Raw genomic sequence first — 14,644 nt, forward strand, 5'->3', positions numbered from 1 at the left:
CCCCCCCCCCCCCCCCCCCCCCCCCCCCCCCCCCCCCCCCTCGTGCTGTTCTGCCCTACTCGTCCGCGCCTGCGGCGGCGGTGCCGCCGAGGTCGGCCGGGACGGCGTCCGGCACGGTGGCCGGCCGGTCCGCGCCCTTGAAGACGAGCTTGGACTTGTCGATGTCCTCCGGGTCGCCCTCGCAGTCCACCACCACGATCTGACCCGGGGTCAGCTCGTTGAAGAGGATCCGCTCGGACAGGTTGTCCTCGATGTCGCGCTGGATCGTGCGACGCAGCGGACGCGCACCGAGCACCGGGTCGAAGCCCTTCTTCGCCAGGTACTTCTTGGCGTTGTCGGTCAGCTCCAGGCCCATGTCCTTGTTGCGCAGCTGGCCCTCGATCCGCTGGATCATGATGTCGACGATCGACAGGATCTCCAGCTGGCGCAGCTGGTGGAAGACGATGGTGTCGTCGATCCGGTTCAGGAACTCAGGCCGGAAGTGCTGCTTGAGCTCGTCGTTGACCTTCTGCTTCATCCGGTCGTAGTTGGACTCGGAGTCCTCCGACGCCTGGAAACCGAGCGAGACCGCCTTGGCGACGTCGCGGGTGCCCAGGTTGGTGGTCAGGATGATGACCGTGTTCTTGAAGTCCACGATCCGGCCCTGACCGTCGGTGAGCCGACCGTCCTCCAGGATCTGGAGCAGCGTGTTGAACACGTCCGGGTGGGCCTTCTCGATCTCGTCGAAGAGGACCACCGAGAACGGCCGACGCCGCACCTTCTCGGTCAGCTGGCCGCCCTCGTCGTAGCCGACGTAGCCGGGAGGGGCACCCACCAGCCGGGAGACCGTGTAGCGGTCGTGGAACTCGGACATGTCGAGCTGGATGAGGGCGTCCTCGCTGCCGAACAGGAACTCGGCCAGCGCCTTGGAGAGCTCGGTCTTACCGACACCGGACGGGCCGGCGAAGATGAACGAGCCCGACGGACGCTTCGGGTCCTTCAGGCCGGCCCGGGTACGCCGGATCGCCTTCGAGACCGCCTTGACCGCGTCCTCCTGGCCGATGACGCGCTTGTGCAGCTCGTCCTCCATGCGCAGCAGGCGTGAGGTCTCCTCCTCGGTCAGCTTGTAGACCGGGATGCCGGTCCAGTTGCCGAGCACCTCGGCGATCTGCTCGTCGTCGACCTCGCTGACGACGTCCAGGTCACCGGCCTTCCACTCCTTCTCCCGCTGCGCCTTCTGGCCGAGGAGCTGCTTCTCCTTGTCGCGCAGCTGGGCGGCGCGCTCGAAGTCCTGCGCGTCGATCGCGGACTCCTTGTCGCGACGCACCTGGGCGATGCGCTCGTCGAAGTCGCGCAGGTCTGGCGGCGCGGTCATCCGGCGGATCCGCATCCGGGCACCGGCCTCGTCGATGAGGTCGATCGCCTTGTCCGGCAGGAAGCGGTCGGAGATGTACCGGTCGGCAAGCGTCGCGGCGGCCACGAGGGCCGCGTCGGTGATGCTCACCCGGTGGTGCGCCTCGTAGCGGTCGCGCAGGCCCTTGAGGATCTCGATGGTGTGGGCCAGCGACGGCTCACCCACCTGGATCGGCTGGAAGCGGCGCTCGAGGGCGGCGTCCTTCTCCAGGTGCTTGCGGTATTCGTCGAGCGTGGTCGCGCCGATGGTCTGCAGCTCGCCGCGGGCCAGCATCGGCTTGAGGATGCTCGCCGCGTCGATCGCGCCCTCGGCGGCGCCCGCGCCGACCAGGGTGTGGATCTCGTCGATGAAGAGGATGATGTCGCCGCGGGTGCGGATCTCCTTGAGCACCTTCTTGAGGCGCTCCTCGAAGTCACCGCGGTAGCGGGAACCGGCGACCAGGGCGCCGAGGTCGAGCGTGTAGAGCTGCTTGTCCTTCAGCGTCTCGGGCACCTCGCCCTTGATGATCTTCTGGGACAGCCCCTCGACCACGGCGGTCTTGCCGACGCCGGGCTCACCGATCAGGACCGGGTTGTTCTTGGTGCGGCGGGAGAGCACCTGCATGACCCGCTCGATTTCCTTCTCGCGCCCGATGACCGGGTCGAGCTTGCCCTCGCGGGCGGCCTGGGTCAGGTTGCGGCCGAACTGGTCCAGCACGAGGCTGGTGGACGGCGCGGCCTCGCCCGGCGTGGCGCCCGCCGCGGCCGGCTCCTTGCCCTGGTAGCCCGAGAGCAGCTGGATCACCTGCTGGCGGACCCGGTTGAGGTCGGCGCCGAGCTTGACCAGCACCTGGGCGGCGACGCCCTCACCCTCGCGGATCAGACCGAGCAGGATGTGCTCCGTGCCGATGTAGTTGTGGCCGAGCTGCAGCGCCTCGCGCAGCGACAGCTCCAGCACCTTCTTGGCCCGCGGCGTGAACGGGATGTGCCCGCTCGGCGCCTGCTGGCCCTGGCCGATGATCTCCTCGACCTGCTGTCGCACACCCTCCAGGGAGATGCCGAGGCTCTCCAGAGCCTTGGCGGCGACGCCCTCACCCTCGTGGATCAGGCCCAGCAGGATGTGTTCCGTACCGATGTAGTTGTGGTTGAGCATCCGGGCCTCTTCTTGGGCCAGGACGACAACCCGTCGCGCTCGGTCGGTGAACCGCTCGAACATGCCCTCGTGCTCCTCACGTGCCGTGCGCACTCGATCTTGATGGTCAAGAAGTCGTGGCGGGGCCGGTGCGCGGACGACCGGGACGGGCGTCCGTGCCTCCTTACTCTATCGCCGCGAGCCGACTCCGCTGAGGTCGTGTGTCCCCGCCGGAGGCCGTGTACGCGTCGTTTTACACAACCGTCCGCGCTCAGGGGGTGTTCCGGTACCCCCGCCTGTACGCGCAGAGCGAAATTCGGGCCACGTCGCGGACCCGTCGTGCGGGCCGTGCCGGTGCCGACGCGGCCCGGATCCGGGCCGTCCGGGAGTCGTCCACAGGCTGTGGACGGACTCTCCACCGGCTGTGGACAACCACCGTCGGGACGGAATTCTTCCCGCTCGGACGCGGTCCCGGGCGGATACGGCGACGCCGGCCCGGAGTCGTGCTCCGGCCCGGCGTCGATGTCGCCCGTCGGCGGTCTCGGTCAGTGACCGGCCTTCGCGTGGTACTCGTCAACGATCTCCTGCGGGATCCGGCCGCGGTCGGAGATGTCCTTGCCGGCCTTCTTGGCCCAGGCGCGGATCGCCTTGTTCTGCTCCCGGTCGGCGGTGGCGCCACCCCGACCGCGCGCGGCCCGGCCGCCGACGACGACACCGCCCCTGCCCACCTTGGTGCCGTGGGCGATGTACTGAGCGAATACGTCGCGCAATTTCTCGGCGTTCGAGCTCGACAGGTCGATCTCGTACTGAACGCCGTCGAGCGCGAACTTGACCGTCTCGTCAGCGTCCCCGCCGTCCAGGTCATCGACCAGCTTATGAATGATCTGCTTGGCCACGTCCCACATTCCTTTCGAGCAGGGTGCTCCTGCAAACTGAGAGCACGATAACCCGCCCGACGCTTGCCGCGTCAATAGGATGCGGTAACGACCCGGTGGAGATGCGCGACTACTCCGGGCGAACCAGGGGGAAGAGGATGGTTTCCCGAATTCCCAGGCCGGTGAGCGCCATCAACAGCCGGTCGATTCCCATTCCCATACCCCCGGCGGGCGGCATTCCGTACTCCATCGCCCGGAGGAAGTCCTCGTCCAGCCGCATGGCCTCGTCGTCGCCGCGGGCGGCGAGCTGGGCCTGGGCCACCAGCCGCTCCCGCTGCACCACCGGGTCCACCAGCTCGGAGTACGCGGTCCCCAGCTCGAAACCGAGCACGTAGAGGTCCCACTTCTCGGCCAGCCCGGGCTCGCTGCGGTGCGCCCGGGTCAGCGGGCTGGTCTCCTCCGGGTAGTCGCGGACGAAGGTGGGCGCCGTCAGGCCCGGCACCACCAGTTCCTCGAACAGTTCCTCCGCCAGCTTGCCCGGCCCCCACTTGGGGTCGACCGCCAGCCCCACCTTGTCGGCGTACTCCACCAGGCGGGCGCGCTCGGTGCGTACCGTGACCTCCTCGCCGAGCGCCTCGGAAAGCACCCCGAAGAGGGTCACCGAGCGCCACTCGCCGCCCAGATCGAACTCCCGGCCGTCGGCGTGCGTCACCACGGTCGAGCCGCTGACCGCGATCGCCGCCTGCTGCACCAGATTCCGGGTCAGCTCGGCCATGGTGTCGTAGTCGCCGTACGCCTCGTATGCCTCGAGCATCGCGAACTCGGGCGAGTGCGAAGAGTCGACACCCTCATTACGGAAGTTGCGGTTGATCTCGAAGACGCGGTCGACGCCGCCGACGACGGCCCGCTTGAGAAACAGTTCCGGCGCGATTCGCAGATACAGATCCGTGCTGAGCGCATTGCTGTGGGTCACGAATGGCCGGGCCGCCGCGCCGCCGTGCAGCAGCTGGAGCATCGGGGTCTCCACCTCGATGAAGCCCCGGCCGTGCAGCACGTCGCGCAGGCTGCGGACGGTCGCGGCCCGGGTACGCACCATCTGACGGGCCTGCGGACGGACGATCAGGTCCACGTAGCGCTGCCGGACCCGCGCCTCCTCGCTCAACGGCTTGTGCGCCACCGGGAGCGGGCGCAGCGCCTTCGCCGTGACCGCCCACTGCTCGACCAGCACGGACAGCTCGCCGCGCCGGCTGGTGATCACCTCGCCGGTCACCCCGACGAGGTCGCCGAGGTCGACCAGGCGCTTCCAGTCGTTCAGCCGGTCGGCACCGACCCGGTCGAGGGAGAGCATGGCCTGCAACTCCGTGCCGTCGCCGTCCCGCAGGGTGGCGAAGCAGAGCTTGCCGGTGTTGCGTACGAAGATCACCCGGCCGGTGACCGAGACCTGGTCGCCCGTGGCGGTGTCGGTGGGCAGCTCGGCGTACTTCTCGCGGATCTCGGCCAGGGTGCTGGTCCGGGGGAATCCGATCGGGTACGGCTCGACGCCCTCGGCGAGCATCCGGTCCCGCTTCTCCCGGCGGACCTTCATCTGCTCGGGAAGGTCGTCGGCGGGATCGACTGGCACGGGGTTCTGCTCGGTCACGGCACGCTTCCTCAGAAGGAGATTTCGGGCGGGGTCAGGCCCCGAGCGTACTCAAGGCCCCGGGGAGGCGTTACGGGATGACCTGCCCGCCATGACCGACCCCACTCACGCCCTCTCCGGCGGCCGGAAATCAGACGTTGCGCTCGTAGACCATCCGCAGGCCGATCAGGGTGATCATCGGCTCGTGGTGGGTGATCGTGCGGCACTCGTTGATCACCAGCGAGGCCAGCCCGCCGGTGGCGATCACCGCGCTCACCTCGCCCAGTTCCTCGATCATCCGCTCGACGATCCGGTCCACCTGCCCGGCGAAGCCGAAGTAGAGGCCGGACTGGAGGCACTCGACGGTGTTCTTGCCGATCACCGAGCGGGGCCTGGTCGCCTCCACCTTGCGCAGCTGGGCGGCCCGGGCGGCGAGCGCGTCGAAGGAGATCTCGATGCCCGGGGCGAAGGCGCCGCCGAGGAACTCGCCCCGGCCGCTGATCACGTCGAAGTTGGTGGTGGTGCCGAAGTCGACCACGATCGACGGCCCGCCGTAGAGGGTGTACGCGGCCAGGGTGTTCACCACCCGGTCGGCGCCCACCTCCTTCGGGTTGTCGATGGCGAGCTGCACGCCGGTGCGCACCCCGGGCTCGACGATCACGCTCGGCAGGTCCGCGTAGTAGCGGGACAGCATGGTGCGCAGCGAGCGCAGCGCGGCCGGCACGGTGGAGCAGGCCGCGACCCCGGTGATCTCGACCGCGTCCCCGGCGAGCAGCCCGCGGAACTTCAGGCCCAGCTCGTCGGCCGTCGACCGCGCATCGGTCTTGATCCGCCAGGAGTGCACCAGCTTGTCGCCGTCGAAGGTCGCCAGCACGGTGTTGGTGTTTCCGATGTCGATGCAGAGCAGCACGCACGCAGCCTAGACAACGGCCGGCCGCCGGTTCACCCGGTGCGCAGGTCCATGGCGATGTCGAGGATCGGCGAGGAGTGCGTCAGCGCCCCGACGGACAGGAAGTCGACGCCGGTCGCCGCGTACCGCGCCGCCACGTCGAGGGTCAGCCCGCCGGTCGCCTCCAGCTCCGCCCGGTCCCCCACCGACGCGACCACCTCGGTGAGCATCTCCGGGGTCATGTTGTCCAGCAGCAGGAAGTCCGCCCCGGCCTCGACCGCCTCCACCGCCTCGGCGACGGTGTCCACCTCGACCTGCACCGGCACGTCCGGGAAGGTCTCCCGGACCCGGCGGAAGGCCGCCGTGATGCCGCCCGCCGCCAGCTTGTGGTTGTCCTTGATCATCGCGACGTCGTGCAGGCCCATCCGCTTGTTCGTGCCGCCGCCCGCGCGGACCGCGTACTTCTCCAGGGCGCGCAGGCCCGGCGTGGTCTTGCGGGTGTCCAGCACCATCGCCTTGGTGCCGGCCAGGGCGTCCGCCCAGGCCCGGGTGTGGGTGGCCACCCCGGACATCCGGCAGAGCAGGTTGAGCGCCGCCCGCTCGGCGGTGAGCAGCAGCCGGGTCGGGCCGGTCACCGTGGCCAGCACGTCGCCGCGCGCCACCCGCGCGCCGTCGTGGGCCACCACGGACACCTCGACCGTACGGCCGGCGCCCGTCGCCTCGCCGACCAGCTCGAACACGGCCGCCGCCACGGCCAGCCCCGCCACCACGCCGTCGGCGCGGGCCACCAGGTCGGCCGTGTCGGTCTGCCCGGCCGGGATGGTGGCGACGCTGGTGACGTCGAGGAAGTCCGGCCCCAGGTCCTCGGCGAGCGCGTCGGAGATCACCCGCCGCACCCGCGCCGGGTCCAGGCCCGCCTCCCGCAGTGCCCGTTCCGTCGACTCCGTCATCGGGTCCCCTCCCACGCTTGCGTCAGCCGGCCCTGCGCCCCGACCGCGCCGACCAGGTGGCCGTGCCACCGCTCGTCGGCCGTCGGGAAGTCCTCCCGCCAGTGGCAGCCCCGGGTCTCCCGGCGGGCGTACGCGGCGGCGACCAGCGTCGACGCCACGGTGATCAGGTTCGTCGCCTCCCAGTCGGCCGTCCGGGGCCGGCCCCGGCCCTCGCCGAGCCCGGTCAGCACGCCGGCGGTCGCGGCGAGGGTGTCCGCCGAGCGGAGCACCCCCGCGCCCCGGGTCATCGCCCGTTGCAGCGTCGGCGTCGCCTCGGCCGGCACCACCCAGCCCTCGCCGCCCACCCAGGCGCCGGTCGGCGCCGGCTGGGCCTGCTCGGGCAGCCCGGCCGCGATGTCCTCGGCGATCCGCCGGGAGAAGACGAGCCCCTCCAGCAGCGAGTTGCTGGCCAGCCGGTTCGCGCCGTGCACGCCGGTGCAGGCGACCTCGCCGCACGCGTACAGCCCGGGGATGGAGGTACGGCCGCGCAGGTCGGTGCGGACGCCGCCGGAGGCGTAGTGCGCCGCCGGGGCGACCGGGATCAGGTCGGTCGCCGGGTCGACCCCGATGGCCAGGCAGGACGCGACGATGGTCGGGAAGCGCCGGGCCAGGAAGTCGCCGCCCAGGTGCCGGGCGTCGAGGAAGACGTGGTCCGCCCCGGTGGCCAGCAGGACCCGGTGGATGCCCTTGGCCACCACGTCCCGGGGCGCCAGCTCGGCCAGCTCGTGCTGCCCGACCATGAACCGCTTGCCGTCGCCGTCCACCAGGTGGGCGCCCTCGCCGCGCAACGCCTCGGAGACCAGCGGCTGCTGGGCGTGCCCGGCGCCGGGCACGCCGTCGGCGGCCGGGGTGATCAGCGCGGTCGGGTGGAACTGGACGAACTCCACGTCGGTCACCGCCGCGCCGGCCCGCAGCGCGAGGGCCACCCCGTCCCCGGTCGACACGGCCGGGTTGGTGGTGGCCGCGTAGATCTGGCCCATCCCGCCGGTGGCCAGGACGACCGCCCGGCCCAGGATGGCGCCCACGCCGTCCTCGCTGCCCTCGCCGAGCACGTGCAGGGTGATGCCGCAGGCCGGGCCGAGCCCGTCCGGGCCGTCCCCCGGGGCGCGCAGCAGGTCGAGCACCAGGGCGTGCTCGACCAGCCGGATCCAGGGGTCGCGGCGCACGGCGGCGTGCAGCGCGCGCTGCACCTCGGCCCCGGTGGCGTCGCCGCCGGCGTGCACGATCCGGTCGGCCCGGTGGCCGCCCTCCCGGGTGAGCATCAGCGAGCCGTCCGGGTTGCGGTCGAACTCCGCCCCGATCCGCATCAGCTCGCGCAGCCGGGTCGGGCCCTCCTCGACCAGCACCCGCACCGCCGCCGGGTCGCAGAGCCCGACGCCGGCGATCTCGGTGTCCGAGGCGTGCGCGGTCGGGGTGTCCTGCGGGTCGAGCACGGCGGCGATGCCGCCCTGCGCCCAGCGGGTCGACCCCTCGTCGATGTTGACCTTGGTGACCACGGTGACGTGCAGCCCGGCCTCGCGCAGGTGCAGCGCGGCGGTCAGGCCGGCCACCCCGGAGCCGACCACGATCACGTCGGTGGTCTCCACCCAGCCGGGCGCGGGGGCGGCCAGCAGGCGGGGCAGGGCCGGCAGGTCGACCGTCGGAAGGTCCATGCCCACAGTCAACCCCGAAGGGCCTTCGCGCGGGGCGGCGGGGGCGGGACGAGTGGTTTGGGCCATCGGGTCCGGACCCGACCAGGGCGTGCCGGCCGACGTCACCCACGACGGGCGCCCGCGTGGTCCGGCCGCCCGAACCGGCGCGGCGGCCGGCCCCGCTCGGCGCTACCTGGTGCGGACCGGGAGGGCCGCCGGGCCCGCGCCCCGCAGCGAGCCGGTCACCGTACGGTCGTCGAGCCAGAGGTAGCAGCGCACCCCCCGGTCACCGACGCGCCACCGGCCCGACCCCGGCGGGCGGACCACCACGCCGCTGCGGAAGCGCAGGTCGGCGTCGTCGGGCACGCCCACGTAGCGGCCGAGCACCGAGCGGCAGCCGGCGTACAGCGGGGCCCAGTCGGCGACCCGGGTCGGGTAGGGGCGGTCGGGCGCCCGCCACACCCCGACGAACTCGGCGTCGTGCCTGGTGGCGCAGTCGACCGGGAGCAGCGTCCGCACCGACCCGCCCCGGGAGCGGGCCTGCTGGCAGCCCAGGCGCAGCGGGGACGGCCCGCGCAGCGCGTCGCGGAGGCTGCCGGTGCGGACCACCACCGTGGCGGCGGCCTCGGCGCTGCTCACCTCGGTCAGGTCGCACCGGTACCAGCGGGCGCCGGCCGCCCAGCCCGGCCCGGACGGCACCGCCACCGCCAGCCGGAGCCGCCCCGAGCGCCAGTCGGCGCCCACGTGACCGGTCGCCCGGCTGTCGCAGTCGGCGAAGGCGCCGCGCAACTCGGCCGAGCCGCCCGGCGGCGGGGCGGCCCGCGCGGCCGGAAAGGCGCCCACGTGCACGGTCTCGACCCGGTGCGGCGCGGCGCAGTCCACCGGCGCGTACGCCGCCAGGGTCACCACGTCGGCGAAGTCGGCGACCTGGCACACCCCGGCGGCCGGAACGAAGGGCCCGGGCGCGGGCGGGGCCGCCCAGTCGTCGACCAGGTCACCGTCCAGCCCGCCGGAGTCGGCGCACCCCGCCAGGAGGAGGGCCGCGGTGACGGCCGCGAGCAGGGTGGTCATCGCACGGCGCATCGCGGCCTCCCCCAGCCACCCGCGTCTGTCGACGGGCAACCAGACTACCCAGAGACGACGGTCCGGTGACAGACCGCACAGGCGTCCACCTGCCGGCGCTCCCGCGTACTCACAGTCACAGTTCGGACGAAAGCGACAACGGGTCACCCGACCCCACGCGGAGGCGCGGGATCGCGCGGGGAAGGGCGGGTCAGACGGCGGCGGCGAGGGGGTTGGGGATCGGGGCGCCGGCGGTGCCGGGGGCGGCGGTCGTCGGGTCGGTGTTCAGCTCGACGACCCGGTTGTCGGCGTCGACGTGCACGACCCGCGGCCGGTACGCCCGGGCCTCGGCGTCGTCCATCTGCCCGTACGAGATGAGGATGACCAGGTCGCCCGGGTGCACCAGGTGGGCGGCGGCGCCGTTGATGCCGATCACGCCGCTGCCCCGCTCGCCCGGGATCACGTAGGTCTCCAGGCGCGCCCCGTTGGTGATGTCCACGATCGCCACCTGTTCGCCCGGGATCAGGTCGGCGGCGTCGAGCAGGTCCTCGTCGACGGTCACCGAGCCGACGTAGTGCAGGTCGGCCTGGGTCACCGTGGCCCGGTGGATCTTCGACTTGAGCATGGTGCGCAGCATCGGGATGCCTTTCGCGGAAGGTGGCGGGGGTGGGGTTCAGGAACGGGGGGCGAGCCGGATCGCCGCGTTGTCGATCAACCGGGTGGCGCCCACCCAGGCGGCGACGAGCAGCCGCGCCGGCCCGGAGACCGGCCCCGGCTCCAGGTCCGGGTCGGTGAGCACCAGGTAGTCGAGCCGCGCGCCGGGCGTACCGGCGCCGAAGGCCGCGTGCGCGGCGGCGAGCACCGCCCCCGCGTCACCGCCCTCGTCGGCGGTCGCGGCCCCGGCCCGCAGCGCCGCCGACAGGCTCAGCGCGGCCTGCCGCTCGGGCGGGGAGAGGTAGCGGTTGCGGCTGGACAGGGCCAGCCCGTCCGGCTCCCGCACGGTGGGCACGCCGACCACCTCGACCGGCACGTCGAGATCCCGGGCCATCCGCCGCACCAGGGTCAGCTGCTGGTAGTCCTTCTCGCCGAAGAACGCCAGGTCGGGGCGGGTGAGCTGAAGCAGCTTCAGCACCACGGTGAGCACCCCGTGGAAGAACCCGGGGCGGCTCTGCCCCTCCAGGTCCTCCCCCAGCGGGCCCGGGTTCACCCGGACCCGGGGCTCGCCGTCCGGGTACATGTCCGTCACCGCGGGGGCGAAGACCACGTCCGCGCCGGCCCGCCGGCAGATCTCCAGGTCGGCGTCGAGGGTGCGCGGGTAGCGGTCGAAGTCCTCGTTCGGCCCGAACTGCAGCGGGTTGACGAAGATCGTGACGATCACGTGGTCGGCCCGCTCCCGGGCCGCCCGCAGCAGCGTCTCGTGCCCGGAGTGCAGCGCACCCATGGTCATCACGACGCCGACGGTGCCCTTCAGCCCGTCCCGCGCCGCGGCCAGCTCGGCGCGGCCGTGCACCAGTTCCGTCACCCGGTCCCCTCCGTCCACCAGCGGCCCGTTCACGCCGCCACCTCCCGCCGGTCGCCGGCGAGCACGCCGAGCAGCGACTCCGCGTCGACCGGCCGCAGCCGGCCCGCGGCGATGGCCCGGTCGGCCGTACGCCGGGCCAGGGCCAGGTAGGGCGCGACCGACTCGGGGGCGGTCGCGGCGAGCCGGGCCAAATGCCGCTCGACCGTGCCGGCGTCGCCCCGGGACACCGGCCCGGTCAGCGCGTCGTCGCCGAGGCGCAGCGCGTTCTCCAGGGCGGCCCGCAGCAGCGGGGCGAGCACCTTCTCCGGCTGGGCCACCCCGGCGTCGCGCAGCCGGTCGGCCGCCTCGTTGACCAGGGTCACCAGGTGGTTGGCGCCGTGCGCCAGCGCCGCGTGGTAGAGCGGCCGGTCCGCCTCGCCGACCCACTCCGGCACCCCGCCCAGGTCGGCGACCAGCCGGGCGGCCAGGGGGCGCAGCTCCGCCGGAGCGGTCACCCCGTACGAGATGCCGGCCAGCCGGGCGAGGTCGTCCGGCGTACCGGTGAAGGTCATCGCGGGGTGCAGCGCCAGCGGACGGGCGCCCGCCGCGACGGCGGGGGCGAGCACGGCCAGCCCGTGCGCGCCGGAGGTGTGCGCGACCACCTGGCCGGGGCGCAGCGCGCCGCCGTCGGCCAGGGCGGCGACCACCCCGGCGAGCGCGTCGTCGGGCACGGCGACCAGCAGCAGGTCGGTGGCCGCCCGCGCGACGGCGGCGGCGGAGCGGCGGGGCACGCCGGGCAGCAGCAGCGCCGCCCGGGCCCGGGAGGCGCCGGAACCAGCCGTGGCGGCGACGACGCGGTGGCCGGCGGCGACGAGTGCGGCGCCCAGCACGGCGCCGACGCGGCCGGAGCCGACGACGCCGACGGTCAGGGAACGGGGGGTGGCGGCCGGCGGGACGGCGGCCCCGTGGGGGGCGGCCGGGCGCGGGCGCAGGGGTGCGCTCATGGCGACGATCCAGTCCTCGAGAAGGGGTACCGGTCGACCGCAAGTATGCGCCGGGGTGACGGAACCGGGACAAGGATGTGTGAAAACGTTCACCGATGGCCTCGACCCCGTGCGGCCGGGGCGGGAGGGGCGGCCTTCCCGACCGGCTGCGTAGGGTCGGCACGGTGACGCACGCCGAACGAGGGACGGACTGATGTCGATCCGCTGGCGGGACGCGATGCAGCGGGCGCTCTACGGGCCGGGCGGTTTCTTCGTCTCCGGGGCGGGACCGGCCGCCCACTTCCGCACCAGCGTGCACGCGTCGCCGGCGTTCGCCGCCGCGCTGCTGCGGCTCGTCGAGCAGGTCGACGCCGCCCTCGGCCACCCCTGCGACCTCTGCGTCGTCGACGTGGGGGCGGGCCGGGGCGAGCTGCTGCGCGCCCTCGCCGCCGCGCTGGGCGCTTCCCGCCCGTCGGCCCGCGCCGGGTCGCCGCCCGCCGCCGCCTCGCCCTCCGCGCCGGTCCCGCTCGCCTCCCGGGTACGCCTCACCGCAGTCGAGAAGGCGGCCCGGCCCGACGGCCTCCCCGAGCGGATCGGGTGGGTGGACGAGATCCCCGCCGGGCTCACCGGGCTGCTGGTGGCCACCGAGTGGCTGGACAACGTGCCGCTCGACGTGGCCGTGCCCACCGCCGACGGCTGGCGCTACCTGCTGGTCGACCCGGCCACCGGTGAGGAGGCCGTCGGTGACCCCGTCGGCCCCGCGGACGCCGACTGGCTCGAACGGTGGTGGCCGACACCGGGTGCCGGCGCGGACGGGTCGGGGTTCCGGGCAGTCAGGGCCGAGATCGGCCGGACGCGCGACGACGCCTGGGCCGAGGCGGTCCGCAGGGTGGACCGGGGGCTGGCGCTGGCCGTGGACTACGGGCACCTGCGGGGCGGCCGACCCGTGGACGGGACGTTGACCGGGTACCGGGGCGGGCGGCAGGTGCCGCCGGTGCCGGACGGGAGCCGCGACGTCACCGCGCACGTCGCCGTGGACTCGGTCGCCTCCGCCGGCGCCACGGTCGCCGGGTGCGCGTACGACCTGGTGTCGCAGCGGGAGGCGCTGCGGGCGCTCGGGGCCGACGGCGGGCGACCGCCGCTGAGCCTGGCCACCGGCGACCCGGCCGGATACGTGCGGGCGCTCGCCGCCGCGTCGGCGGTGGCCGAGCTGACCGACCCGGCCGGGTTGGGCGGGCACTGGTGGTTGCGGCAACCGGTCGGCGTCGACCCCGCGTCGCTCATGGCACGATGACGGGCATGACCACGGACGCCGGCGACCTCCGCGAGCTGACCGTCGGCACCGGGGCCGGCGGGGAGCAGCTCGGCACCGACATGGTGCTCAACATCGGGCCGCAGCACCCCTCCACGCACGGCGTGCTCCGGCTCAGGCTGGTGCTCGACGGCGAGCGGGTGGTGGCCTGCGAGCCGATCGTCGGCTACATGCACCGGGGCGCGGAGAAGCTGTTCGAGGTCCGCGACTACCGGCAGATCATCGTGCTGGCCAACCGGCACGACTGGCTCTCGGCGTTCTCCAACGAGCTGGGCGTGGTGCTCGCCGTGGAACGACTGATGGGCATGGAGGTGCCGGAGCGGGCCACCTGGCTGCGGATGGCGCTGGCCGAGCTGAACCGGGTGCTCAACCACCTGATGTTCCTCGGCTCCTACCCGCTGGAGATCGGCGCGATCACGCCGATGTTCTACGCCTTCCGCGAGCGGGAGACCATCCAGGCGGTGATGGAGGAGGTCTCCGGCGGCCGGATCCACTACATGTTCAACCGGGTGGGCGGGCTCAAGGAGGAGGTGCCCTCCGGCTGGACCGGCCGGGCGCGGACCGCCATCGCCGAGGTACGCCGCCGGATGCCGGACCTGGACAACCTCATCCGGCGCAACGACATCTTCCTGGCCCGTACGGTCGGCGTCGGGGTGCTCTCCGCCACGGACGCCGCCGCGTTCGGCGCGTCCGGGCCCGTCGCCCGCGCCTCCGGCCTCGACCTCGACCTGCGCCGCGACGAGCCCTACCTGGCCTACGACCAGCTGGACGTGCCCGTCGTCACGAAGACCGCCGGGGACTGCCACGCCCGCTTCGAGGTGCTGCTCGACCAGGTGTACGCCTCGCTCGACCTCGCCGAGCAGTGCCTGGACCGGGTGGACCGGCTCACCGGGCCGGTCAACACCCGGCTGCCGAAGGTGCTCAAGGCCCCCGAGGGGCACACCTACGCCTGGACCGAGAATCCGCTCGGCATCAACGGCTACTACCTGGTCTCCCGGGGCGAGAAGACACCGTGGCGGCTGAAGCTGCGCACCGCGTCGTACGCGAACGTGCAGGCCCTGGCCACCCTGCTCCCCGGCTGCCTGGTGCCGGACCTGATCGCCATCCTCGGCTCGATGTTCTTCGTGGTCGGCGACATCGACAAGTGACCCGCCCGGCTGCGGCCCGCGGCCACGGTTCCCGCTCTCGACTTCCGGTGGCGGTTCCCGCTCTCGACTTCCGGTGGCGGCTTCCCCTCTCGGCCTCGGTCGGGGTGGCCGGTCGCGGCGTGCGGCCGGGGTC

The 14,644-nt window shown here is 73.4% G+C and carries 12 protein-coding genes; 2 read left to right on the plus strand and 10 right to left on the minus strand.

Features of this window, described 5'->3' with window-relative positions; all coding sequences use genetic code 11:
• Nucleotides 1-55: 55 nt before the first annotated feature.
• From ACSNN9_RS24095 to ACSNN9_RS24140, 10 genes are all read right to left on the minus strand, one after another.
• Nucleotides 56-2,587 (minus strand): ATP-dependent Clp protease ATP-binding subunit, encoded by a 2,532-nt coding sequence (locus tag ACSNN9_RS24095; RefSeq protein WP_357879243.1) that lies wholly within the window; start codon nt 2,585-2,587, stop codon nt 56-58.
• Between the two features lie 461 nt (nt 2,588-3,048).
• The gene (locus ACSNN9_RS24100) at nt 3,049-3,399 is read right to left on the minus strand and encodes a histone-like nucleoid-structuring protein Lsr2 (protein ID WP_357094775.1); all 351 of its coding nucleotides are present in this window, start codon (nt 3,397-3,399) and stop codon (nt 3,049-3,051) included.
• 109 nt (nt 3,400-3,508) lie between these two features.
• Nucleotides 3,509-5,017 carry a lysine--tRNA ligase gene (lysS, locus tag ACSNN9_RS24105; protein WP_436675512.1) on the minus strand — a complete coding sequence of 503 codons (1,509 nt, stop codon included), beginning with the start codon at nt 5,015-5,017 and terminating at the stop codon, nt 3,509-3,511.
• Nucleotides 5,018-5,147: 130 nt separating this feature from the next.
• Nucleotides 5,148-5,906, minus strand: coding sequence for a type III pantothenate kinase (locus ACSNN9_RS24110; protein WP_436675513.1), 759 nt, complete (start codon nt 5,904-5,906; stop codon nt 5,148-5,150).
• A 32-nt stretch (nt 5,907-5,938) separates the two neighbouring features.
• Nucleotides 5,939-6,835 carry a carboxylating nicotinate-nucleotide diphosphorylase gene (nadC, locus tag ACSNN9_RS24115; RefSeq protein ID WP_436675514.1) on the minus strand — a complete coding sequence of 299 codons (897 nt, stop codon included), beginning with the start codon at nt 6,833-6,835 and terminating at the stop codon, nt 5,939-5,941.
• The gene (locus ACSNN9_RS24120) at nt 6,832-8,526 is read right to left on the minus strand and encodes an L-aspartate oxidase (protein ID WP_436675515.1); all 1,695 of its coding nucleotides are present in this window, start codon (nt 8,524-8,526) and stop codon (nt 6,832-6,834) included. Before ACSNN9_RS24120 ends, nadC begins: the two co-directional genes overlap by 4 nt.
• Before the next feature lie 168 nt (nt 8,527-8,694).
• The gene (locus ACSNN9_RS24125) at nt 8,695-9,588 is read right to left on the minus strand and encodes a septum formation family protein (RefSeq protein ID WP_436675516.1); all 894 of its coding nucleotides are present in this window, start codon (nt 9,586-9,588) and stop codon (nt 8,695-8,697) included.
• A gap of 190 nt (nt 9,589-9,778) precedes the next feature.
• Nucleotides 9,779-10,204 carry an aspartate 1-decarboxylase gene (gene panD / locus ACSNN9_RS24130; protein ID WP_357879220.1) on the minus strand — a complete coding sequence of 142 codons (426 nt, stop codon included), beginning with the start codon at nt 10,202-10,204 and terminating at the stop codon, nt 9,779-9,781.
• Nucleotides 10,205-10,240: 36 nt separating this feature from the next.
• On the minus strand, nt 10,241-11,089 hold the full coding sequence (panC, locus tag ACSNN9_RS24135; RefSeq protein WP_436675520.1) for a pantoate--beta-alanine ligase: 849 nt from the start codon (nt 11,087-11,089) through the stop codon (nt 10,241-10,243).
• 29 nt (nt 11,090-11,118) lie between these two features.
• Nucleotides 11,119-12,072: a Rossmann-like and DUF2520 domain-containing protein gene (locus ACSNN9_RS24140; protein ID WP_436675517.1), complete on the minus strand. Its 954-nt coding sequence runs from the start codon at nt 12,070-12,072 to the stop codon at nt 11,119-11,121.
• A gap of 193 nt (nt 12,073-12,265) precedes the next feature.
• On the opposite strand from ACSNN9_RS24140, the gene ACSNN9_RS24145 reads away from it, so the two are divergent.
• Complete coding sequence (locus tag ACSNN9_RS24145; protein ID WP_436675518.1) at nt 12,266-13,345, plus strand: SAM-dependent methyltransferase; 1,080 nt, start codon at nt 12,266-12,268, stop codon at nt 13,343-13,345.
• Entirely contained in the window at nt 13,342-14,511 is a 1,170-nt protein-coding gene (locus ACSNN9_RS24150) for an NADH-quinone oxidoreductase subunit D (protein ID WP_436675519.1), read from the plus strand. Before ACSNN9_RS24145 ends, ACSNN9_RS24150 begins: the two co-directional genes overlap by 4 nt.
• The last annotated feature ends 133 nt before the right edge of the window (nt 14,512-14,644 follow it).

The sequence above is a fragment of the Micromonospora sp. URMC 107 genome (assembly GCF_051386315.1).
Taxonomy (GTDB): domain Bacteria; phylum Actinomycetota; class Actinomycetes; order Mycobacteriales; family Micromonosporaceae; genus Micromonospora.

Bases quoted from the DNA above. Each gene is read 5' to 3' on its own strand.
- ACSNN9_RS24095 (WP_357879243.1), bottom strand. From the start codon at position 2,587: ATGTTCGAGCGGTTCACCGACCGAGCGCGACGGGTTGTCGTCCTGGCC.
- nadC (WP_436675514.1), bottom strand. From the start codon at position 6,835: ATGACGGAGTCGACGGAACGGGCACTGCGGGAGGCGGGCCTGGACCCG.
- ACSNN9_RS24120 (WP_436675515.1), bottom strand. From the start codon at position 8,526: ATGGACCTTCCGACGGTCGACCTGCCGGCCCTGCCCCGCCTGCTGGCC.
- ACSNN9_RS24125 (WP_436675516.1), bottom strand. From the start codon at position 9,588: ATGCGCCGTGCGATGACCACCCTGCTCGCGGCCGTCACCGCGGCCCTC.
- panD (WP_357879220.1), bottom strand. From the start codon at position 10,204: ATGCTGCGCACCATGCTCAAGTCGAAGATCCACCGGGCCACGGTGACC.
- ACSNN9_RS24140 (WP_436675517.1), bottom strand. From the start codon at position 12,072: ATGAGCGCACCCCTGCGCCCGCGCCCGGCCGCCCCCCACGGGGCCGCC.
- ACSNN9_RS24145 (WP_436675518.1), top strand. From the start codon at position 12,266: ATGTCGATCCGCTGGCGGGACGCGATGCAGCGGGCGCTCTACGGGCCG.
- ACSNN9_RS24150 (WP_436675519.1), top strand. From the start codon at position 13,342: ATGACGGGCATGACCACGGACGCCGGCGACCTCCGCGAGCTGACCGTC.